This window comes from Blochmannia endosymbiont of Camponotus nipponensis, assembly GCF_009827135.1.
GTDB lineage: Bacteria > Pseudomonadota > Gammaproteobacteria > Enterobacterales > Enterobacteriaceae > Blochmanniella.
The window spans coordinates 699,053-721,284 of sequence record NZ_CP046534.1 but is presented as its reverse complement, the minus strand read 5'-3'; the positions used below and the strand labels follow the sequence as shown (position 1 = coordinate 721,284).

19 protein-coding genes are annotated in these 22,232 nt (G+C 28.4%); 3 read left to right on the top strand and 16 right to left on the bottom strand.

Translation table 11 applies throughout. The features are described 5' to 3' along the window. The first annotated feature begins 69 nt into the window (after nucleotides 1–69). Nucleotides 70–1,194: a tRNA 2-thiouridine(34) synthase MnmA gene (mnmA, locus tag GN161_RS02995; protein WP_159715406.1), complete on the top strand. Its 1,125-nt coding sequence runs from the start codon at nucleotides 70–72 to the stop codon at nucleotides 1,192–1,194. Between the two features lie 427 nt (nucleotides 1,195–1,621). After that, nucleotides 1,622–3,001, top strand: a complete 1,380-nt coding sequence (purB, locus tag GN161_RS02990) for an adenylosuccinate lyase (RefSeq protein ID WP_420021892.1) — start codon at nucleotides 1,622–1,624, stop codon at nucleotides 2,999–3,001. Between the two features lie 472 nt (nucleotides 3,002–3,473). Here purB and lolE read toward each other — a convergent pair whose 3' ends face one another. The 16 genes from lolE to rluC all read right to left on the bottom strand — a co-directional run bounded on the left by lolE (nucleotide 3,474) and on the right by rluC (nucleotide 18,882). Next, on the bottom strand, nucleotides 3,474–4,709 hold the full coding sequence (lolE, locus tag GN161_RS02985; protein WP_159715402.1) for a lipoprotein-releasing ABC transporter permease subunit LolE: 1,236 nt from the start codon (nucleotides 4,707–4,709) through the stop codon (nucleotides 3,474–3,476). 10 nt (nucleotides 4,710–4,719) lie between these two features. Further along, nucleotides 4,720–5,421, bottom strand: a complete 702-nt coding sequence (gene lolD / locus GN161_RS02980; protein WP_159715400.1) for a lipoprotein-releasing ABC transporter ATP-binding protein LolD — start codon at nucleotides 5,419–5,421, stop codon at nucleotides 4,720–4,722. Then, the gene (gene lolC / locus GN161_RS02975; protein ID WP_159715398.1) at nucleotides 5,414–6,628 is read right to left on the bottom strand and encodes a lipoprotein-releasing ABC transporter permease subunit LolC; all 1,215 of its coding nucleotides are present in this window, start codon (nucleotides 6,626–6,628) and stop codon (nucleotides 5,414–5,416) included. Before lolC ends, lolD begins: the two co-directional genes overlap by 8 nt. A gap of 235 nt (nucleotides 6,629–6,863) precedes the next feature. After that, nucleotides 6,864–7,418, bottom strand: a complete 555-nt coding sequence (locus GN161_RS02970; protein ID WP_159715396.1) for a penicillin-binding protein activator LpoB — start codon at nucleotides 7,416–7,418, stop codon at nucleotides 6,864–6,866. 188 nt (nucleotides 7,419–7,606) lie between these two features. Continuing rightward, complete coding sequence (locus tag GN161_RS02965) at nucleotides 7,607–7,969, bottom strand: HIT domain-containing protein (protein WP_159715394.1); 363 nt, start codon at nucleotides 7,967–7,969, stop codon at nucleotides 7,607–7,609. A gap of 262 nt (nucleotides 7,970–8,231) precedes the next feature. Next, nucleotides 8,232–9,029: a YchF/TatD family DNA exonuclease gene (locus tag GN161_RS02960; RefSeq protein WP_159715580.1), complete on the bottom strand. Its 798-nt coding sequence runs from the start codon at nucleotides 9,027–9,029 to the stop codon at nucleotides 8,232–8,234. A 4-nt stretch (nucleotides 9,030–9,033) separates the two neighbouring features. Continuing rightward, complete coding sequence (locus GN161_RS02955) at nucleotides 9,034–10,047, bottom strand: DNA polymerase III subunit delta' C-terminal domain-containing protein (protein WP_159715392.1); 1,014 nt, start codon at nucleotides 10,045–10,047, stop codon at nucleotides 9,034–9,036. Between the two features lie 6 nt (nucleotides 10,048–10,053). Further along, the gene (gene tmk / locus GN161_RS02950; protein ID WP_159715390.1) at nucleotides 10,054–10,692 is read right to left on the bottom strand and encodes a dTMP kinase; all 639 of its coding nucleotides are present in this window, start codon (nucleotides 10,690–10,692) and stop codon (nucleotides 10,054–10,056) included. Nucleotides 10,693–11,082: 390 nt separating this feature from the next. After that, nucleotides 11,083–11,907 (bottom strand): aminodeoxychorismate lyase, encoded by an 825-nt coding sequence (gene pabC / locus GN161_RS02945; RefSeq protein WP_159715388.1) that lies wholly within the window; start codon nucleotides 11,905–11,907, stop codon nucleotides 11,083–11,085. A gap of 637 nt (nucleotides 11,908–12,544) precedes the next feature. Further along, nucleotides 12,545–12,793 (bottom strand): acyl carrier protein, encoded by a 249-nt coding sequence (gene acpP, locus GN161_RS02940; RefSeq protein ID WP_159715386.1) that lies wholly within the window; start codon nucleotides 12,791–12,793, stop codon nucleotides 12,545–12,547. Nucleotides 12,794–12,936: 143 nt separating this feature from the next. Beyond that, nucleotides 12,937–13,671, bottom strand: a complete 735-nt coding sequence (gene fabG / locus GN161_RS02935; protein WP_159715384.1) for a 3-oxoacyl-ACP reductase FabG — start codon at nucleotides 13,669–13,671, stop codon at nucleotides 12,937–12,939. Between the two features lie 27 nt (nucleotides 13,672–13,698). After that, the gene (fabD, locus tag GN161_RS02930) at nucleotides 13,699–14,643 is read right to left on the bottom strand and encodes an ACP S-malonyltransferase (RefSeq protein ID WP_159715382.1); all 945 of its coding nucleotides are present in this window, start codon (nucleotides 14,641–14,643) and stop codon (nucleotides 13,699–13,701) included. A gap of 23 nt (nucleotides 14,644–14,666) precedes the next feature. Further along, a complete protein-coding gene (locus tag GN161_RS02925) occupies nucleotides 14,667–15,620 on the bottom strand; it encodes a beta-ketoacyl-ACP synthase III (protein ID WP_159715380.1) in 954 nt (317 codons plus the stop codon). 6 nt (nucleotides 15,621–15,626) lie between these two features. Continuing rightward, nucleotides 15,627–16,637 (bottom strand): phosphate acyltransferase PlsX, encoded by a 1,011-nt coding sequence (plsX, locus tag GN161_RS02920; RefSeq protein WP_159715578.1) that lies wholly within the window; start codon nucleotides 16,635–16,637, stop codon nucleotides 15,627–15,629. Between the two features lie 51 nt (nucleotides 16,638–16,688). After that, nucleotides 16,689–16,859, bottom strand: coding sequence for a 50S ribosomal protein L32 (gene rpmF, locus GN161_RS02915; RefSeq protein ID WP_159715378.1), 171 nt, complete (start codon nucleotides 16,857–16,859; stop codon nucleotides 16,689–16,691). A gap of 1,021 nt (nucleotides 16,860–17,880) precedes the next feature. Next, on the bottom strand, nucleotides 17,881–18,882 hold the full coding sequence (gene rluC, locus GN161_RS02910) for a 23S rRNA pseudouridine(955/2504/2580) synthase RluC (protein ID WP_159715376.1): 1,002 nt from the start codon (nucleotides 18,880–18,882) through the stop codon (nucleotides 17,881–17,883). A gap of 505 nt (nucleotides 18,883–19,387) precedes the next feature. Here rluC and rne point away from each other — a divergent pair. After that, complete coding sequence (rne, locus tag GN161_RS02905; protein WP_236840091.1) at nucleotides 19,388–21,928, top strand: ribonuclease E; 2,541 nt, start codon at nucleotides 19,388–19,390, stop codon at nucleotides 21,926–21,928. The last annotated feature ends 304 nt before the right edge of the window (nucleotides 21,929–22,232 follow it).

Genomic DNA, 22,232 nt, shown 5'->3' with positions numbered 1-22,232 from the left:
TGCTATATAATATATTATGTATACGCAGTATTACATAATTAACTTTAGATCTTTATTTTATTATAAATTATGTCGTATATTAGTTCAAAAAAAGTAATTGTTGGTATGTCTGGGGGGGTAGATTCTTCTGTATCCGCATGGTTGTTACAACAACAAGGATATACAGTAGAAGGATTATTTATGAAAAATTGGGAAGATGACGATAACACAGAATATTGTGCATCAGCATCTGACTTATCAGATACTTATTCTGTCTGTAATCATTTAGGTATACATTTACATACCATAAACTTTTCTCAAGAATATTGGGAAAATGTATTTCAAATATTTTTACGAGAATATAGCGCTGGTCGCACCCCCAATCCTGATATACTCTGTAATAAGGAGATTAAATTTAAATATTTTTTAGAATTTGCACGTAAAAGTTTAGGAGCTGACCTTATAGCAACTGGACATTATGTGCGTCGTATTAATATAAACAAAGAAATTTATTTGATGCGTGGTGTAGATAGAAATAAAGATCAAAGTTATTTTTTATATACACTTAGTAGCAAACAACTTAGGCAATGTTTATTTCCTTTGGGAACATTAAATAAATCAAAAGTTAGAAATATTGCTAAGAAACTAAATTTAATTACAGCAAACAAAAAAGACTCAACTGGTATTTGTTTTATTGGTAAACGCAAATTTAAAGATTTTATTAGCAACTACATACCGATACGGCCAGGAATTATAATTAATACAAGAGGGAAAAAAATCGGAACACACCAAGGAGTATCATTTTATACTTTAGGACAAAGAAAAGGGCTGAATATCGGTGGAGTTAAAGAAGGCAATGGTCAACCGTGGTATGTAATAGATAAAGATATAATGAATAATACATTAATTGTAGCACAAAAACGTAACCATCCACGTCTCATGTCTACCGAATTCGTCGCTGAACAAGCACAATGGATTAAAGAAAATACACTTAAATCACCTTTATGTTGTACAGTTAAAACTAGATATAGGCATCCAGATATTCCATGTCAAGTGTACCCTCTTTCTAACAACAATCTAAGAGTCATTTTAAAAAACCCGGTTCTAGCAATTACACCGGGACAATCAGCAGTCTTTTATTCAAAAGAACGTTGTTTAGGAGGAGGAATCATCGCAAAAAATATCCTTTTATCCGGTTTAAACACCAAAGAATAATCTGAACCAACATAAGAAACAACAATAATAAAATTTATTTAATATTGTTAATAATATTAAATATTACTATAATTGTGAACATTTAACTGTTATTTGATTGGTATACATTTTATTATAAATAAATGTTATAATTTTCTAGAAATTTATATAAAACCAAAAATAATTAACATCAAAATTAATAATCAATTATATGCATAATATAAATAGTTATACTTATCATTATAATAAAACATCAGTAATTATAATTACTCCATATGTTTTTAACATTAATGTAAATGCTCATATAATCAGTCATAATTATAAAAATAAATTTTTCATCACAAAAAAATAAAAACACAATATATACATATGTATTATTTTTAAAAACATTTAATCTATAAATATTGTGTACACGTAAGAACCTACAAATTATAAAGAGGAAAAAGTGATAACATTATCGCCCTTAACCGTAATATCTCCTATTGATGGTCGTTACTATAAACAAACTGATTCTTTACGTAATATTTTTAGTGAATTTAGTTTACTAAGATTTCGTGTACAAATAGAAATCCATTGGTTGAAAAAACTAGCTAACACAATTTCTATCAAAGAAATACCACCTTTCACGCAAATAGAATGTGATTTTTTAAATAAATTGGTAATTGACTTTAATATTAAAGATGCAGAACGTATTAAACAAATAGAAAAAATTATTAATCATGATCTCAAAGCAGTAGAATATTTTTTAAAAGAAAAAATAAATAAATTACCTACTTTAAAAAAAATAAGTGAATTTATTCATTTTGCTTGTACTTCAGACGATATTAATAATCTTGCATATGGATTAATGCTGATTAACGCTAAAAGAACCATTTTATTGCCAATTTGGGAACAAATTATTAACGAAATAAAAAAAATGAGTATTAATTACAAAAATATTCCTATGTTATCCAGAACTCATGGACAACCTGCTACTCCTTCTACCATAGGAAAAGAAATGGCTAACATTGCATATCGTTTGATACGCCAATATCATCAATTAGAATCAATAAAAATTTTAGGAAAAATTAATGGCGCCGTAGGAAACTACAATGCTCACACTATAGCATATCCAGAAATAAATTGGCGAAAATTCAGTGAAGAATTTGTTATATCTTTAGGTATTGAATGGAATCCTTATACAACACAAATAGAACCACATGATTATATTGCTGAATTATCCGATTGTATCGCACGATTTAATACCATCCTCATAAACTTTAATAGAGATGTATGGGGCTATATTGCTTTCAATTATTTCAAACAAAATCATAAGAATGATTTCATCGGATCTTCTACTATGCCTCATAAAATAAACCCTATAGATTTTGAAAATTCCGAAGGAAATTTAGGATTAGCCAATGCTATATTTAATCATTTTTCTGCTAAATTACCAATATCGCGTTGGCAACGTGATTTAAGTGATTCTACTGTTCTAAGAAGTTTAGGAATAGCCTTGGGATATGCCTTAATTGCCTACCATAGTGTATTAAAAGGCATAAAAACATTAACAATTAATAAAGAACATATATTGACCGAATTAAGTAAACATTGGTTAATATTAAGCGAAGCCATTCAAACAGTAATGCGGCGACACAATATTCACGAATCTTATGAATATACGAAAAAATTTATCAGTAATACAGACGTTAATGCTGAAAAAATAAAAATTTTTATTGAATCATTACCATTACCAACAATAGAAAAAATACGACTAAAAAAAATCACTCCAATTAATTATATAGGTTTAGCGGTAGAAATGGCAAATGACATTGCTGATATAACATAACAAAATTTTTAATTATTGGTCAATTATAATAAATTTATACTACATTTTAAAAATTAAAAAATAAACATTGATTATTTTACCGATTGATCTGCAATTTTCATTGCATATATATCCTTACATTAAAAATACAACTGTAAGTATCAGATTATAGATATTATCCTTATACGCATAAATACTAAATTCATATCAGGATATACATTCAAACATATTGATCTCGTGGATTCTTGTGTTATACAATATCACACATCCTATTGTATTTTATTACCTTCATAATCATAATGTAAACTACAAACTAAATATTATTCAAAATACACACATAAACAAACTTCAAAACTATTACATAAAAATACTAAACATATACTTTTATAATAATATTCGATATTCATTTTTACTTATAATATCATTGTGTACATAATCAAATAGATCATTTAACACCCTACATTCTGATAAGAAAAACTGTAATCTCAATTATTCATTTTAATATTTTATATAAATCGATTTTCCTCGTCTTTAATGCTATGCACCAACTAGTTAATGATCCAAGTAACAATGTTATGCTTAACACCAACAATATATCCCATTTATTCAGTTTGACAGGTAAAAAATTAATAAAATAAATTCCTTCTGGAAAAATTTTATTTCCTAGTAAATCATTGCATATTATAACTAAATTTGTTAAATTAAAAGCTATAAAAATACCGAATCCAGTTCCTACTATACTGGCAATCACGTAAATAATTAATCCATACCAAAAAAAAACATGCTGAATAAAAATATTTGGAGCTCCTAATGCACGAATTATCGCAACATCATAATTTTTATCTTTTATTGATAAAATAAGCGTAGCAATTACATTAAAACAAGAAATACCTATTATTAATACTATCGATAAATATATAATTATACGAACCATTTGAATATCTTGATAAATATATCCATAAGTATCCATCCAGCTGCGCACGTAAATCTGATGATTCAGTTTCTTTGCAATCTTATATATTGTCTTATTAACAGAAAAAATATCATTAGTTTTAATAGCTATTCCTGAAATATCTGATGTTCTACCACAATAACATTGCGCGTCTGATAAGGATATCATCGCAATATTATAATCTAATTGACTATTCAAATTTAATATCCCAGCCACTTGTAAAGAAATTTTATTAGATAATAATAATTTGTTGCTTGCACAAAAGTCCTTAGTAATTAAAATAGTAACCCAATCTCCTACTTTAACTCCTAAAGTATCTGATATTCCTTTTCCTAAAATAATTTGTTTCGTATTTTTACAAAAATATTTCCAAGAATCTTTTTCTATAAAATTAATTAATCCATTTTCATACACGTTTTGTGTTAAATCTACACTTCTAATATAGACTGCATGCCATTTATTGTAATATTCAACAACTCCGTAAAAATTAATATAAGGACTTGCATAAATAATGTCTGGCATTTTACGAATATGCGCTAAAACTGTCTTCCAACCAATGAAAGGTGTATTGATTGGTTCAATCTCACCATGCGGAATAACTGCCAAAATGCGATTGCTTAACTCATATTTGAAACCATTTATTGCGCTTAATGAAATTATAGATATCGTTATTCCTATAGCAATACTAACAACTGCAATTAAAGATACTAAAGATATTAAAGTATTGTTTCTTGCGCTTTGATGAAATTTCAACGCAATTTGTAGAGATAATATCATGTATAAATAATTACCTGAATGAATTATCCTGTGTTAATGTTATTCTACCATTGGAGATTTTTAATATTTTATGACATTGCTGAGCTAAACGTAAATCATGAGTTGCAATTACAAAAGTTGTACCATAATGTATATTTAATGTCTTTAATAATTGAAAAATATTATCTGAATTTTTTTGATCTAAATTACCAGTTGGTTCATCAGCAAGTACTAAAGATGGGTTATTTATTATAGCTCGAGCTATAGTGACTCGTTGACTTTCTCCCCCAGATAATTCATGTGGAAAAGAATGAATACGATTTATTAACCCAACCACCTCTAGTATATATAGTGCCCTATTTTTTGCATGATTAAACTTAACACCTCCAATCAACAAAGGCATAGCTACATTTTCTAAAATATTAAAATCCAATAATAAATGATGAAATTGATAGATAAACCCTATACGTTTATTACGTATCGCAGCACACGCATTATCAGATAAATGATGTAGCGCATGACCTTCAAAAAATACCTTACCTTCAGTTGGTTTATCTAATCCTCCAAGCAAATGTAACAATGTACTCTTACCAGATCCAGATGCTCCTACGATGGCGATAACTTCATTACATTGAATACTTAAAGTAATACCATTTAATACTTTAACTAAAATATCAGCACATTGATAACACTTTGTTAACTGAGTACAATGCAATAATGGAATATCAGTCATAACGTAAAATTCTTGCAGGATGAATAGCAGTTGCACGCCATGATGGATATAAAGTTGCTAATAAGATAATAATGAACGTTATAAATATAATACTTAATATTTGCGAAAATTTTATTTCTACAGGTAATGGTAATACATCTGAAAATATTTTTAAAAATAATAATATTTTGTTTAATTTATTAGATAACAATACTCCTAATCCTGTTCCAAATATAACACCAAAAAAACCATTACTAATCCCCTGAAGCATAAAAAGTAACACAATATTTCGGCGAGTAAAACCATATGTTTGTAGTATTGCTATCTCTATTTGTTTGTCTAATATTAACAATACCAAAAAAGAAATAATATTAAAAACTGCTGCTATTATGATTAAACTTAGCAGCAAAAACATTATATTTCTTTCTGTTTTCATCGCTTGCATTAAAGATCCTTTAGATTCTCTCCAATCTTTCCAAACCCAATCTATATGTAATTGTGATTGTTGATAACAATAATAACTATTATCAATCAAAAATGGTTTATGCAGCCATACACGCCATCCAGTAACACATTGCGGTGGATAATGCATTAATGCAGACGCATCTGATTGATGCGTTAATACTTGATAAGAATCAACTTCACTAGAAGTAATATAAATATCCAATACTGTAAACAATCGTTGACTAGGAACATAACCAATAGGAGTGATCTGCACAACAGAAGGAATAATCAAACGAATTTGATCATTTATATGTACTTCAAGTTTTTTTGCTAATGCTGATCCAAGAATGATATAATATTTTCCTAAAATTAATTTACTTGCACGTTTATTCACCAAATAATCACATAATGGTTCAAATTGATTTGGATCAATACCCAGCATAACTCCAAACGAAATCTTCTTACAACTTTGTAATATTACATTAGATATAACTAACGGTTGCACACGTGTTATATTGTCTAATTGACGTAACATTAAATGTGGTTTATGTCCAACATGCACGTATCCTTTTGAACTAGTGAGTAAAACATGAGGTATGAAATTAAGAAGGTTTTTTTTTAATTCTCGTTCAAAACCATTCATGACTGATAATATAATTATCATAGCCATTACACCTAACATAATAGCAAAACTAGAAATCCAGTAAATATATCGACCAAATTGATCTACCGATTTTCCTAAAATATAACGTAGTGCAATAAACAATATAGTTGATCGATACATCAATATTTGTTTATATTACCTCATAAATATATAAATTACAGATATCAAAATTTACATATGCAATGTTAATGCAAATATGCATATTTCCATCTATGCTGACTTACTGCGCAATAGATGTAACTGTTCTATTAATTTTAACAAGCTAAATGATGCTTAAGTATCATATTAAAATCTTCTTAAAAACTTTAAACAGTTACTTTACCTCTCTTTCCTATTAAGAGGATATATATACATTTTATACAGAACCGTTAATAACTTGTACAATTTCACCAGTTTTAACTAATATTAATTGTAATTCTAAATTTGGTTTTTTTGAATCTCCGTAAGCAATACTATATAAAATATAGTTCGCTTTTAAATAATTTGCAATTTTTATAGCAAAATTATAAGAATTACGATTATCCTCCGGATATACACCTAATTGCCTATATACGGCATACATTGTTTCTATATCAATAACATTATATTTTCTGGTATTTTCTTGAATACAATTAATTAAAATATTTGTAATATTTGTGGCTTGTAAAACACCATCGGTATCATTTTTTACCATGTTTACTAATAAAAGACCATCATGTGCAATGTTATCAAAAAAAAATACATTTTGCAGTATTTTTAATAAAACCGGTTTCCAATCAATTAAATTGATTGTCGACGGCACTGATAATACTGGTTCTGTACTTAAAGCAAGTATATTATAACTATATAATCCAATACAATATATATTAATCACATTAATCATTAAATACATAATTTTTTTTTTCATGATAACAAATGTATTATCTATCATTAATAATAGAATTCTAATATGATTTTTATCATTTTATCTAGTTATATGAATATGATATAATAAACAATATATGTTATTATTCATAAATTAATAAATAATTACCTACCATATTAGGTAAGCTACATACAACTATGTCACATATAAAGAACCATCTCATTCACATTTATAGCGTATTAAACTATAAATAGCTACAATATATTGTTTTGTTGTAACAAAGGACCTAGAGGCTTGCCACCTAATAAATGCATGTGGAGATGATAAATTTCTTGTCCAGAATGAGCATTACAATTAACTATCAAACGATAACCTGAAGAATGTATATTTTGTTTTTTAGCAATCTTTGCTGCTACTATGAATAATCTACCTAATGTTATTTCATCCTGAATTGATACATGATTAACAGTAGGAATTAATATATTAGGAATAATCAGTACATGAACAGGTGCCTGAGGATATAAATCATAAAATGCAGTAACTAATTCATCTTGATATAAGATATCAGTTTTAATTTTTTTTCTAATAATATTTAAAAATATATTATCTTTTTTCATGATTTATCCTGTTTTTAAGATAATGTGAATTCTACAATAACTTCTTTAACACATCAACCAAAATTTTACTTCTTAAAATAAAAACATAAATACTATACCTGGATCAATCTTCAAATACTATCTCTTAGAGATATTGATATAATTATTATATTAATAAATTTCAATACCAACTAAATCATTATTTTAATATAACAAAATTACTATGTTCTAAAGATCAACCAAAATAAAAATATTTTATTTATGTCTTCATTAAACATATACATTATGTATACTGTTGTTCTAAATGGAATAAGGTATGAAAATTAGAAGTAGTAATAAGAGCTAATTCATCTATATTTATATTTTTTACAAGCGCTACATATTTTGCAATTTCATATATATAAGCAGGTTGATTTTCCTGCCCCCTATAAGGTACTGGGGTCAAATAAGGCGAATCAGTTTCTAATAATATACGATCAGAAGGTATATATTTAATAACTTCTTGCATCGCGCAAAACTTCTTAAACGTTATCATTCCAGAAAAAGATATATAAAAATTAAGATTTAATAACAATCTTGCGGTATCTATATCTTCACTAAAACAATGCAATACACCACCGCATTCTCTTGCTTCTTCCGCGAATAAAAGAGTAACAGTATCCTTACAAGATTCACGACTATGTACTATAATTGGCTTTTGTACTGCTTTAGCAACATTAATATGTTCTTGAAATGCTTTTATTTGTTTTTTTTTGTCATCTAACGTTAATTGATAATGATAATCCAATCCGGTTTCACCTATAGCAACTATATTTTTTTGAGAAGATAAAACAAATAATTTCTCACTGTTAAAATTATCAATATTATACACATATGTAGGATGTACCCCGCAAGAAAACACAACATCATTTCTATACCCTACTAATTCCACCATATCATTATAGTCCGCCATAGTGAGACTAACTGATAAAACTAATTGCACTCCGCGTTCTTTCGCTTTGTTTAATACATCTGAAACATTTTTATGAACATTTTTATAATTCAATTGATGTAGATGACAATGAGAATCCACCAAAAACATAATATCATATACTCCATGGATGAAAACAAGATTCAACAATATCTTGTTTCCAATTTAATAACCGATAAGTCAATAATAACTCACGATCAACATTAGTAAATTCTTGAAAATAACGTAATAGTACTAACCATTGTTGTAACTGACTACTTAAAGACAAGAGACTCCTCTGTTCTGTGATAACAGTAATTAATTCCATTTGATCTAAATTTATTATAAATCTTTTTTTTATGCCTTGCTTCCATTTTAATGCATCCATAAGCACAGTAATAAACCAATACAAAAATATATTTTTATTACAAGCATTTAACAATGGTACAAGTTTTAAAAAATCTCCGTTTGTAATCGCGTAATTTATAGATTTACACAATTCTAATCGTTTTTTCCACAAACCTAATCTAAACATAGCCTCTGCTTCTATAGGGGCCCCATCACATAGACGTAATGCGCATTGTCCCAACAAAATATTATTTATCTTCTTCTGTTGTTGCATTAACCACTGTAATCCAAGTGATTCCTTTGGCGGTATAATAGACCATCGTATACATCGACTCAACAATGTCAATGGTATTCTCATATGATCTCGGGTTTTAAAAAAAAAATAAGTATTTATTGGAGGTTCATCAAGTGTTTTTAGTAACGCACTACTAGCCTGATCAGTTAAATATTCCACGTATTTTATACATATAATTTTTAATTTGTTTTGATAAGAATGCTTAGATATAGCATCAATACAAGTACGTATGGTATCTATACCTATAGATTGAGTATTATTTTCGGGCTTTATTTGATAATAATCAGGATAATGCCCAACATTCATTAACTTACAATTATAACAAATGTTACAATGTCTAATGTCTTTAGGATAAGCACAAATTAACCAACGAACAATGGCATCAATCAAAGTATCTTCACCATTATCTCGTTTACCATTTAAAAGTAACGCATGATGTCCTCTATTTTTTCGATAAGAATTTAATATTTGATTATAAGTAATATCTAACCAAGGATACCATTTCATTATATTTTATTCTTGTTGACACAAGAACCACCAATTTAAATATCTGTAAATAGTAATAGAAACTTCTTCTAAACTTTGAGTAGCATCGATCGTGATGATATTTTTTTTTTCAGAAGCTAATTTTTTATAACAAGAACGCACACGATCAAAAAAAATTAGGGGTTCTTTTTCAATACGATCTAACGTTCTTCTGTTATTTATACGAGATAAGCTTAATTCCGGAGAAATATCAAGATAAAATGTTAGATCTGGAGATAAGATATTTGTAATTTTATCTGATAAAGTATGTAACAATAATGTATCCATTTCTCTTCCAGCTCCTTGATATGCCTGAGAAGATAAATCATATCTATCTCCAATCACCCAATAACCTTTAGATAAAGCTGGTTTAATAACATTTTCTATTAATTGTAATCGTGCAGTATATATCATTAATAATTCTGATGTATTATTAATAGGCTCATCCGTAGGTCCACCGTATTTTATCAGTATACGCAATAAATCCGAAATTGGCGTACCTCCAGGTTCATGCGTAGTTAAAATTTTAGTAATACCGTACTGATTTAAGTAGCTAATCATTCTATGAGCAACAGTAGTTTTTCCGGCACCATCTAACCCTTCAATTGTAATAAACTTATTATCCATATTATACTCTCATATAAAACGATTTATGTCATTTTTTGAGTGATTCTAATTATTTTACGAAAATTACATGAGCTTTTCATGTAAATTAGGTACATAATTATCAAAATACATTATACTTAAATATTCTTTAATTATTTTTACTCAAAAAAAATACACATAAATTTAATAAAAAACATAACATTTAATGCATTCTAAAAAGATAATAATCATTATCTATGTAATAATAAAATGAAATATTTTTCTATTACTGTTATGGTAATGCTTGATAAAAACTGATATCAAGAGATGTGTGATCACTATTTTAACAAATTTATATAAGATATAGTTCTGATTAAAAAAACCATAAATATTGTATGAGTATTATTTTACATAAAACCATTATAAGTGTTACTAAATATCACTATTTATAATATAAGAACGCAATAAATGAAATAACGTCCTATCTGAATAACAATAATCATCAATTGAATTAACTGATGCTAATGGTAACAAAGAATTGGTAATAAAAACTTCATTTGCGTTTTTTAAATGCTCAGGACCAACTGTCACTATTCGTATGTGGTAGCCTAATGTTGGTAATAATTGTAATATAAACTGACGCATAGTTCCATTAACACCAGCATGACGTAAAGATGGAGTAAATACTTGGTATTTATGCCTCCAAAAAATATTAGCACTACAACATTCTACAACATTTCCATTAGTATCTAAAACTAATGCTTCATCAATAGTTTTATTTTTATCCACCCAAATAGCAATCATAACCTGCTCTAATCTATTTAAGTGTTTTATGCCTGCTAAACAAGTGTTACGTGCTAAACGCATAACACTTGTTCTCAAATGAATTCCAGATCTAATCCAACGCATGTAATATTTTGGTAATTTACTAACATAAATGATACGTAATGGTTCTATATCGTTGCTACATCGATATCCAGATAACCTGAGGTTATTTTCTCTAATTACTATTACTTTGATGACACTGTATATATTACTATAAGAAGCTGCATGCAGCATTTCTTTATATAAAAGATCAAAATTAATATTATTAAACATCAACCTTTTTGCTGATATAATTAATCTATCCATATGCCAATCTAAAAATTTTACTTTTCCATCTTGTAATTTAGCAGTCGTAAAAAATCCATCACCAAAATGTAAAGCACGATTATTTAATAATATTGTTTTTTTTTTAATTCCATTAACCCAATACATTTTTATCTCAATTTATCAGTACCCAATAATATTACAGTATTATAATATAAATTTTATTAATATAATTTTCATAAACACATACAATAGAAACAAAAAAATATTTCATGTATAGATAGCAGCAGTTACCTATATTAAAATAGGCATAATCCCATACTATTGATGGGACATTAACACATACAATGCTTAAAATCTGATTACTTCTATTTCTATATATAATTCGTACTACAATTTAACTGTCATTTAACTTTGCACAATATCTTTAATTTTATAATTCAATAAAACAATTATCTAATATAAATGATATTTTTAAAAAAAAATCAAACTTTTTTAAAACTATTATCTTGTAATATTTGCAAATTATCACAGTGTGATTTATATATTAAAGTTCATCTGATTTATGAAAAAAGCACCAAAATTTCATTAAATATCATAGACAACAAAATTAATTAAAACATAATCGACAGCCTTACTTACATGAGACCAACGTCATGTATGCATATAATTAGTCTTATACGTAATAAGAAACATCACAAAACAACTTCGATCTATATCGAATCATAAATAAATAAATACAATTTACTAGAAAAATTACTTATATATCAATATAAATAAAAATATACACCTTATAATTAATTAATTAATTCTTATTTTTTTTGTGATTATTACTGATGAAATCTATTGCTGCCTGTACAGTTGTAATTTTCTCTGCTTCTTCATCTGGAATTTCAGTATCAAATTCTTCCTCTAACGCCATAACCAACTCAACAGTATCAAGAGAATCAGCCCCAAGATCGTCAACAAATGAAGCATGATTCACAACTTCTTCTTTTTTTACTCCTAATTGTTCAGCAATAATTGTTTTTACTTTTTCTTCTATAGTAATCATATTCTCATTTTCCTATCAAAAATGCACCTATACAAAATAATTTTTAAAAACATCAGCAACTTTTCTCTTATCTTTCGCGCCATAAGGATAAAATACATTTTTATTTTGTTAAATATTTAATATCTACTAGCACATAATATAGATTACCCCATATACATTCCTCCATTAACATGTATTGTTTGTCCAGTGATATATTCCGCACGATTAGAAGCAAAAAACATTACCGCATAAGCTACATCTTTTGGATCTCCAAAACGTTTAATTGGTATTTGTGACAAAATATGATTTTTTTGTTTATCAGTAAATTTTTTAACCATATCCGTGCAAATAAATCCTGGTGTTACCAAATTAACTGTAACACCTCTAGAAGCAACTTCCCGCGCTAAAGACTTTGTAAACCCAATTAATCCTGACTTAGCAGCCGAATAATTCACTTGACCAGCATTACCCATAACACCAACTACAGATCCAATATTAATAATTCTACCATAATGTTTTTTTATCATCGATTTTATTACCACTTTAGACATGCGGTACACAGCGGTTAAATTTACATCAATAACAGACTGCCATTCATCATCTTTCATGTATAACAAAATACTATCCTGAACTATACCAGCGTTATTTACCAAAATATCAACATTACCAAATTCTTGTTGCATCTTGTCTAAAAAAATATCAATAGAATGTTTGTCACTAACATTTAATTGGATTCCTTTTCCTTGATTTCCTACATACCTATCAATATCTTTAACACCTAACGCGCTAGTTGCAGTTCCTATTACAGTAGCTCCATACAGTGCAAACATTTCTATAATAGCACGACCAATACCACGGCGAGCACCAGTTACTAAAACAATCTTTTTATTAAAATTCATCCTACATATACTCCTGACATGAATAAATTAACTCCAATTAACTTTCATCGCTTCTGCAAAAGAAATAGGATCGTTTATTGATAAAACAAACGCATTGTCAACGGTGTTGCGTACCAATCCGGTTAATATTGTTCCAGGACCCATTTCTAAAAATCTCTTAATTTTTTGATGAACACAATATTGCACAATTTCACGCCAACGCACTGGAGTATACAGTTGCCTCATTAATGCACTACGAATAGCTTTGGGCTCTCGCTCAATACACACATCAGTATTATTCACTACTGGTATATTAGGAGTAGTAATAACTATTTGTTCTAATGCTTTTCTGAATTTTTCAACCATTGGTTTCATTAACGCACAATGCGATGGAACACTAATCGGCAACATAAATATATGTTTTGCTCCTGCATTTTTACAACACAAATTGACACGATTTACTGCTTCTTTATGCCCAGAAATAACTATATGTCCAGGGGCATTAAAACCAGCAGGAGAAACAATTTGATCTTTTTGTGCAGACCTACAACATTTAAAAACCATATCATCATTAAGTCCAATGATTACAGACATAGCTCCGTACCCATATGGTGTTACTTCTTGCATTAGCATACCACGTATCATTACTAATTTAGCTGCAGAGTACAAATCCATGCTCTCCGAGCATACTAAAGCAGAATACTCGCCTAAACTATGACCCGCCATTATCCTTGGCATACAACCTCCCTGTTGTTTCCATATTCTCCAAATAGCCACTGATGCCGTCAAAATAGCTGGTTGTGATCGATAGGTTTTGTTTAATTCCTCAGAAGGTCCGCACTGTATCAATTTCCATATATCATAACCTAAAATCTCCGATACTTCAGCAAAAGTCTCTTCTACTAATGAATAATGTTTGGCAAGAGTTTTTAGCATGCCTACTCGCTGAGCCGCTTGTCCTGGAAATATTACAGCTAATTTATTATTATTCATAATATTTAATACTCCCTTTATAATTAAAATCGTAATAATACTGAACCCCAGGTAAATCCAGCTCCAAATGATTCCAGTAATACCAATTGATCTGATTTAATACGACCATCGCGTACTGCTTCATCTAACGCTAAAGGAACAGAAGCTGCAGATGTATTTCCATGTCTATCAAGAGTAATTACTACTTTTCTCATATCCATATCTAATCGTTTAGCGGTAGCGGAAATAATTCTCAAATTAGCTTGATGAGGTACTAACCAATCTAATTCATCTTGGTGTACATTGTTAACATGCAGTGTTTCATCTATAACACGCGCTAAAACAGAAACAGCGATTTTAAATACTTTATTGCCAGACATTGTTAAATAATTAGATACAGCAGGATACTGCCTGTTACAATGAGGAAGAGTCAACAAATCTCCATGATGTCCATCTGCATGTAAATGAGTAGAAATAATACCTGGTGTTTTTGAACGACCGAGTATTACTGCGCCTGCTCCATCACCAAATAAAATCAATGTTTCACGATCTCTAGGATCTAAAGTATGACTTAATGTATCTGAACCTATAACTAAAGCATAATCTACACTTCCATTTTTAATATATTGATCCGCTACACCCAATGCATAAACAAACCCAGAACAAGCTGCTGATAAATCGAACGCAATAGTATCTTGTATGCATAAGTCGCGTTGAATTTGACATGCTGAACTAGGAAATGCATGACTAGAAGATGTAGTAGCAACAATAATAATACCTATTTTGTCAGCACGTAGACAAGACATATCTAAAGCTTGTTTAGCAGCAAAATAACCCATTTTTGCAACAGTTTCATCAGAATTAGAAATGCGACGTTCTTGAATACCAGTGCGAGCAACAATCCATTCATGCGATGTATTTACCATTTTTTCTAAAACAAGATTAGATCTGATTTGTTGAGGCAAATAACTCCCAGTGCCAAGGATTCTAGTAAACATGGATATTCAATTATTATTTTTAGATAACACTACACTTAATCGATTAGAAATTTTTTCTGGCACTTTTCGTTCCACAGCACGAATCGCCTGTATAATAGCAGCAGTAAATGCACGTTGATTAGCTGCGCCATGGCTTTTTATTACCGTACTACGTAAACCTACCAAATGAGCTCCATTATACCAATCTGGATTGAATTGATTGAGTTGATTAAATAAATATTTACTTATCCAAAAATTAATACTTTTCATCATCCAATTAAATTTATTTCTTTGCCCTGATGATGATTGTAATATCGACAGAATTACTCTCATAACTCCTTCCATGGTTTTTAAGGTAATATTGCCAATAAACCCATCACAAACTAAGACATCTGTTTTTCCCATTAATAAATCATTCGCCTCAATGTAACCAACATAATGAATTGATGAAATAGTATGTAATATCTCTGAAGCACTACGAATGTTATCTAAACCTTTAGTTTCTTCTGATCCAATGTTTAATAATGCTACTCTTGGATTACTTATACCTAAAATTTGTTCTGACAATACCGAACCCATGATTGCAAATTGTACTAACATTGCACCATCACATGAAATATTAGCTCCTAAATCTAATATAACAGTTTTTCCCTGTTTTTGATGTGGTAGCAACGTTGTTAAAGCAGGGCGTACAATACCATTTATGGACTTGAGTACTAATTTAGATAAACCCATGAGAACGCCCGTATTTCCTGCGCTAACGCAAGCTTGAGCGCGTCCGGATTGAATAAGTTCTAAAGCTACACGCATCGAAGTGCCTCGACTTGCTCTAATAGCCTGAGCAAGTCTAACATCCCCTCTAATTACCGCTTTTGCTGGAACAACAGTTAATCTATCTAGACATACAGATTTTGATGTCTCTAAAAGAGGTGAAATGACATCAGAGTCTCCAACAAGCAACAATTCGAGTTTTGGGTATAAAGATAATGCCTGTAAAGAAGCAGGTACTGTTACAACTGGACCAAAATCTCCACCCATCGCATCCAATGCAAGCACTAAATTCTGCGATTGTATATCGTTTTTCAAAAATTACTTCTCAATCATTTTTCGTCCGCGATAAAAGCCATCAAAAGTAATACAATGCCTTCGGTGTGTTTCTCCAGATATTCGATCTATTGATATAGTAGTTAGGCGCAGTGCATGATGAGCACGACGCATTCCTCTTGTAGAACGAGTAGACTTATTTTGCTGTACGGCCATGCTATATTCTCCTTTTAATATATTTTTTATAGTATTATTTGTTCTCCGAATATCCAGTATAATTCTTATCAAATTAACTAAATGATTAAAATGCTCGTTTATTTAATTTACACTTAATATAACTTCTCAAATTAATAATATTTTTTATTTTTCATTGAAAACATTATTTTATCAAAAAATATTAGATTTATTTTCTATCACTTACAAACATAATATTTTCATTGATTTATACTACTTCTTTGCGTTATTACATAACATTCTTAATGTTATTCAAAAAAAATATAACCGTATGTAATAACTACATTCACTATATACTCATATATAAACTATATAAAGAATCAGTTTATCTTAAATTGATAATATTTTATCATAGCACTTATTCTCTTGTCTTAATCTTATGCACTTACCAATTTTCTCACGACAATAAAAAATTACACCAAAAAGCATCAATAACCAATATTTTTAATACCAACTATTAAGACATAATTCAATAAAAATCAGATAACATATTTAAAAAAATCAAATTTATTACATATATGAGCATAATCACTAACATTTATACAATTACGTTCTTAACATTAAATGTCATTTATGATTAGAGTATTATAAATATACTTCATAATTCACTAAAACGATCAATTAAATTTTATTTTATAATACAAAACTATCTAGATATTATTCAAATAATTTCATTTTATACAATACACTGATTTTCTAATGCATCTCAACTCTATTATGTCATGATAATATTCATTATATCAAAAACAGACAATAAATTAACCTCTTAATTCATCATCTTTTTTTATTAAACAATTAATAATACCGAAACTGTTTTAAAAAATGAAAATTTTATACATTTATTATTTTTGTAAACAAGATATTAATCTTGTCAAGATTATAAAAACTACATCAATAATAATATTCTTCTTTGAGCATTCTAATATTAGCGATCAAATTTTTTTGTTAAATTAATGATTAACAACTAACAATAATCATTGTTATTATTTTTTATCTCTATTATCTACATTTTTCTCATATACTCTAATGCACCATTATAGTTATTTATAATTAAATTTCTTAAAAAAAATAAGCAATTATAAAATGACTGTCCCAACGGTGCATATATATGGAATTTTTTTCTTGTATTTGGGTGTGTAAAACATAACATGTAAGCATGTAAAAACAATCGATTAAATCCAAATTGTTTAAATTGAACATTAACTTGATCATCACCATATACATCGTCTCCTATAATAGGATGACTAGCATGCTGAGTATGCACTCTAATCTGATGTGTACGCCCGGTGATAGGTTTAATTGTAAGCAAGGTTGCTATGTTAGCAAATCGTTCTTTAATGTAAAAATAAGTCGTAGAAAATTTTCCCTTATCTGAATCTATATAAATAGTTCTATTGTCATACAACGAAATATTCTTTTTTAACAATGGCACAGATACTATTTGTATATTTGCATTCCATACTCCATGTACTAAAGCCAAATATTCTTTTTTCATATTTTTTAGACGTAATTGTTCATGTAATTGCACTAAAACAGTACGTTTTTTAGCCACTAACAGCACACCAGAAGTATCTCGATCTAAACGATGAACTAATTCTAAAAACTGTGCTTTAGGACGCAGTGCTCGTAATCCTTCAATAACACCAAATTTAAGACCACTTCCTCCATGTACAGCAATACCAGTCGGCTTATTCAGTGCTAACAAATAATCATCTTCATGAATTATGATTTTTTCTAAAAATGCAATTTCCTTCATATATTTCGTATTAAATCTATTTACTTTTATTCCCTTTACTGGAGGAATTCTTAACACATCTCCTACTTGTAACTTATATTGAAATTGGATTCTTTTTTTATTAACACGTATTGCACCAGTTCGTATAATTCTATAAATCATAGATTTAGGGACTACTTTTAAATAGGTATATAAAAAATTATCAATCCTTTGACCAGAAAAATTTGAAGAAATTCTAATTAAATGTATTTGAGTATTATGTTCTTTCATAAGAAACCATGGCAATTAGATAATTGTTCCAATATAATGACAAAGATAATAGAAAATATAATTTAAGTAAACTAAGCCTAACTAAATGACAAATATTTTAAAACCATTAATATATTTAATACTTACAACTAATAATTTTATATTAATCATATGTAATTTCATTAAGATATACTTATATAAAGTATTATTTTTTCATTTAGTATCAAGTACAATTATTAACTTATATAATTACAATAAAGTTGCTGATAGATGATATATTACAAAAAATAATAAACATCATTTGTAATAATACTGCTGGAATAAAATATTCCATCAATAACTAATATTATAATTTACATAAATATGTAGTTATTAACAATTCTAGGAACTTTCAGAGAAAAAACAATTATACATTTAAGTTATAAATGAAAATTTATTCAACATAACACTAAAAGAATACTGAAATAATTAGATATTCAAATGAATACATCTACATTTCAATATGTCAACATTGGTAAAAATTATAATGAAAAGAATGTTAATTAACGCTACTCAACAAGAAGAATTACGAGTAGCATTAGTAGATGGACAACGATTATATGACTTAGATATTGAAACCATAGGTCACGAACAAAAAAAATCAAATATTTATAAAGGCAAAATTATTCACATTGAACCTAGTTTAGAAGCAGTATTCGTAGACTATGGAGCCGAACGACACGGATTCCTTCCTATAAAGGAAATCTCGCATGAATATTTTCTTTCTCCATTATCTTCTTCCTATAATAAATTTAATATTAAAGAAATTTTGTGCGAAGGACAAGAACTAATTGTACAAATAGATAAGGAAGAAAGAGGAAATAAAGGTGCGGCATTAACTACTTTTATCAGTTTAGCAGGTAGCTACTTAGTACTCATGACAAATAATTCCAAAGCTGGTGGCATCTCAAGACGGATCGAAGGCAATGATCGAGTCGAATTAAAAGAAACTTTATCTGCTTTAAAATTGCCTGAAGGAATGAGTTTAATTATTCGTACCGCTGGATTGGGAAAATCTACTGAAGCATTAGAATGGGATTTAACTTCTCGCTTACAACATTGGGAGACTATAAAAAATACCGCAGAGAAACAACTAGCACCTTTTTTAATACATCAAGATAGTAATGTTATCGTACGTGCATTTCGTGATTATTTACGTCCAGATATAGGAGAAATTTTAATCGATAATCCTAAAATTTTGAATTCAGCCAAAGAACATATCACTTCTTTAGGTCGTCCGGATTTTGCCAAAAAAATAAAATTGTATAATGGTGACATTCCTTTATTTAGTCATTATCAAATAGAATCTCAAATAGAATCGGCATTTCAACGAGAAGTACGTTTACCATCTGGAGGATCTATTGTTATCGATACTACTGAAGCTTTAACAGCAATCGATATTAATTCCTCAAAATCTACTAAAGGGTTAGATATTGAAGATACAGCTTTTAACACCAATTTAGAAGCAACTGATGAAATAGCACGACAATTACGTCTTCGGGATGTAGGTGGATTAATTGTTATAGACTTTATAGATATGACTCCAATTCGCCATCAACGTGATATTGAAAATCATTTAAAAATAGCAGTACATCAAGATCGTGCTCGCATTCAAATAGGACGTATTTCTAAATTTGGTCTATTAGAATTATCTAGACAACGACTAAGTACGTCACTAGGAGAGTCAAGCCATCATATTTGTCCACGTTGCAGTGGAACAGGTAGTATTCGTGATAATGAATCTCTTTCTCTATCCATTTTACGTTTAATTGAAGAAGAGGCACTAAAAGATAATACTCACGAAGTACATGCAATTGTTCCCGTAGCTATCGCCTCATACTTACTTAATGAAAAAAGAAAAGCTATTAGCGATATAGAACAACGTCACAGAGGAGTACGTGCCGTCATAGTACCTTATGAACAAATGAAAACTCCAAATTACGAGGTTCGACGCATACGCAAAGGAGAAATAAACAATAAACCAAGCTACTTATTAGCAACAAATCAAAATCATGAAATAATCCAATCATCAGGAGAAATAATTTCTTCAAATTACACATATGCTTCAGAAACATCACAATCAAACACAATCGTTTTATTAAATTCAATATCTAATCATAATAACATTTATCATTATACAAATTACAAATTACAATCTAAAACAAAACAAGAAATTTCATGGTTTGACAAAGCAACAAATTATTGGTCTAAATTGCTTAGTGTGTGCATGGATAATTATACTCACTTAGAAAAGAGACTATCCAACATAATTAAAAAACATACCAATTGGATATATATTGCAATTACACATAAAAACAGACTATCTCAACACTTACACCATGATACTCAGTTATATCAATATTGTTGTCCTAAAGACAACAATATTGATAAAAAAAATCACAACCATGACATAAAAAATCAAGCTAACTGCAACAACTATAAAAAAATAACAGATTGTTTTAATGAAGATAAAAATACCACTGTATCTATATCAAAATTTATTGAAAATATTGATCAAGTTATATCTACTCCTTGTTATACTAATCAAACACAATATATTAAAAAAACAATAAAAAAAACATCTATACAAAAATATAATACAAAATACAAATACCGCGTTATATGTAAACACTTAAATAAGATATGTCATCTGACATTTTGGATACGACTAAAGGATCATCAATCTAAACATAACCTTTTGGTAAAAATAAACAAAGAATCAGTAGAATTTCTATATCTCCATCTCTACAGAATATATAATATATCAGATTCTCATATTTTTGAAAAAAAAATCACTATCACTGCAGTAAACTCTCATTCTATCAACAATTCTAAAAATACTAATGTTTCAGACATACAACCAAGTGATCTACATATTCCAAAAAATATCAATAATAACATTATACACTATTCACATAGTAACCGTAATGTTACTAAATATAATAGCAATAACATATACTCCCAAGACAAGAACAATCGTACACAATGTATCCATCGGTTACGTCGATCTTCTCGTTATTTTATATAAATCGCAAAAACCAATTACAGCAACATCGAAACAAAATTACTTTGAAGTCAACATAATAATATTTTGAAATAAAGACGACACAACACCTGAAATAATTTTCAAAAGCTTGTTACGCGCAGAAACCTTCCATGAGTTTATACATAATCCAAATTAAAAAATCTAGTTTAATTTTTCAAAAAAAATGAACTATACGATATATATGAATTATCGAATATTATCATTCTATAAAAAATATAATCTATCCAGTATAAATATGCTTTTAAATCAATAGATTTATATCACTAATTATTGAAATTTTATTAAC

What these genes read in the sequence shown, in the direction of transcription:
- GN161_RS02970 (WP_159715396.1), bottom strand. Translation starts at nt 7,418, where the DNA reads ATGATAGATAATACATTTGTTATCATGAAAAAAAAAATTATGTATTTA.
- lolE (WP_159715402.1), bottom strand. Translation starts at nt 4,709, where the DNA reads ATGATATTATCTCTACAAATTGCGTTGAAATTTCATCAAAGCGCAAGA.
- GN161_RS02960 (WP_159715580.1), bottom strand. Translation starts at nt 9,029, where the DNA reads ATGTTTTTGGTGGATTCTCATTGTCATCTACATCAATTGAATTATAAA.
- pabC (WP_159715388.1), bottom strand. Translation starts at nt 11,907, where the DNA reads ATGTATTGGGTTAATGGAATTAAAAAAAAAACAATATTATTAAATAAT.
- GN161_RS02955 (WP_159715392.1), bottom strand. Translation starts at nt 10,047, where the DNA reads ATGAAATGGTATCCTTGGTTAGATATTACTTATAATCAAATATTAAAT.
- lolD (WP_159715400.1), bottom strand. Translation starts at nt 5,421, where the DNA reads ATGACTGATATTCCATTATTGCATTGTACTCAGTTAACAAAGTGTTAT.
- fabD (WP_159715382.1), bottom strand. Translation starts at nt 14,643, where the DNA reads ATGAATAATAATAAATTAGCTGTAATATTTCCAGGACAAGCGGCTCAG.
- GN161_RS02965 (WP_159715394.1), bottom strand. Translation starts at nt 7,969, where the DNA reads ATGAAAAAAGATAATATATTTTTAAATATTATTAGAAAAAAAATTAAA.
- acpP (WP_159715386.1), bottom strand. Translation starts at nt 12,793, where the DNA reads ATGATTACTATAGAAGAAAAAGTAAAAACAATTATTGCTGAACAATTA.
- rpmF (WP_159715378.1), bottom strand. Translation starts at nt 16,859, where the DNA reads ATGGCCGTACAGCAAAATAAGTCTACTCGTTCTACAAGAGGAATGCGT.
- lolC (WP_159715398.1), bottom strand. Translation starts at nt 6,628, where the DNA reads ATGTATCGATCAACTATATTGTTTATTGCACTACGTTATATTTTAGGA.
- tmk (WP_159715390.1), bottom strand. Translation starts at nt 10,692, where the DNA reads ATGGATAATAAGTTTATTACAATTGAAGGGTTAGATGGTGCCGGAAAA.
- plsX (WP_159715578.1), bottom strand. Translation starts at nt 16,637, where the DNA reads ATGGGTGGAGATTTTGGTCCAGTTGTAACAGTACCTGCTTCTTTACAG.
- rluC (WP_159715376.1), bottom strand. Translation starts at nt 18,882, where the DNA reads ATGAAAGAACATAATACTCAAATACATTTAATTAGAATTTCTTCAAAT.
- rne (WP_236840091.1), top strand. Translation starts at nt 19,388, where the DNA reads ATGAAAAGAATGTTAATTAACGCTACTCAACAAGAAGAATTACGAGTA.
- fabG (WP_159715384.1), bottom strand. Translation starts at nt 13,671, where the DNA reads ATGAATTTTAATAAAAAGATTGTTTTAGTAACTGGTGCTCGCCGTGGT.
- mnmA (WP_159715406.1), top strand. Translation starts at nt 70, where the DNA reads ATGTCGTATATTAGTTCAAAAAAAGTAATTGTTGGTATGTCTGGGGGG.
- GN161_RS02925 (WP_159715380.1), bottom strand. Translation starts at nt 15,620, where the DNA reads ATGTTTACTAGAATCCTTGGCACTGGGAGTTATTTGCCTCAACAAATC.